At 77.8% G+C, this 1,092-nt stretch carries 1 protein-coding gene; it reads left to right on the top strand.

Annotated features, from left to right (window positions below; translation table 11 throughout):
• A partial coding sequence (locus FDA94_RS38885; protein WP_137252014.1) for an ABC transporter permease occupies window positions 1–1,092 on the top strand: 1,092 nt, incomplete at both ends.

Below are 1,092 nucleotides of genomic sequence, written 5' to 3'. Positions count from 1 at the left end.
CCCCGGCGGTCGGCGCCGGCCCGGCTGGCCCTGCCGGTGCCGGTGACGACGGGCCTGCGGTTCGCCCTCGAACCGGGCAACGGGGTCGCCCTCCTCGGCGCGGTCACCGGGGTGCTCGGCGTGGTGGCGGCGGCCGTCTTCGCCGCCGGGGTGGCCGACGCGGCGGCCCGGCCCGAACGGTTCGGCCAGCGCTACGCCCTGATGGTGGTGTTCGGGTTCGACGGCCGCGAGTACACGCCGTCGCGGCCGGCGCTGGCGTCGATCGCGGCGCTGCCGGAGGTCGCCGGGGTGCTCGACGTGCGGATCGCGTCGGGCCGGTCGGGCCAGGTCAGCGTGGTCGCCCACACCTACGACCCGGTGGGCGCGCCGGTGCCCCTCGTGCTGACCGAGGGGGCCGCGCCCGCCTCCGGCGGCGACGTGGTGCTCGCCGTGACCACCGCCCGCGAACTGGGCGCGGGGGTCGGCGACCGGATCCCGCTGACCGGCGACGCCGGCACCCGGGAGATGCGCGTCAGCGGCTTGGGCTTCGCGGTCGAGAGCACCACGACCGGCTACGACACCGGCGCGTGGATCACCCCGTCCGCCTACGACGCGATCTTCACCGGCTTCAAGGAACACGGCGGCCTGATCGCACTCGACCCGGGCCGCGACCCCTCGGCGGTGGCGGCCCGCATCACCGAGGGGTCGGGCGGCCGGTTGCTGGTCTTCCCGCCGTTCGTGCCGCCGCAGCGGGCCGAGATCCGCAACGTCGCGGTGCTGCCGGTCGCGCTCGGGGTGTTCCTGACGGTGCTGGCGCTGGGCGCGACGGCCCACGCCCTGTTCACCGCCGTCCGCCGCCGGGCCCGTGACCTGGCGGTGCTCCGGGCGCTGGGCATGACGCCGGGCCAGACGCGCGGCGTCGTGGTGGTCCAGGGCCTGGCGACGGCGGTGATCGGCCTGGTCGCGGGGGTGCCGCTGGGGCTGGCGCTGGGCCGGGTGCTGTGGCGGGTGGCGGCCGGGATCATGCCGCTGCAGTACGTGCCGCCGTCGGCGCCGCTGGTGTGGCTCGCGCCGGTGGCGCTGCCGGCCGTCGTCGCGCTGGCGCTCTCGCCG

Source organism: Herbidospora galbida (genome assembly GCF_005233835.1).
GTDB classification, from domain to species: Bacteria; Actinomycetota; Actinomycetes; order Streptosporangiales; family Streptosporangiaceae; genus Herbidospora; species Herbidospora galbida.
The sequence above is the reverse complement of the archived record's forward strand: the minus strand, read 5'-3'. Positions and strand labels throughout refer to the sequence as shown.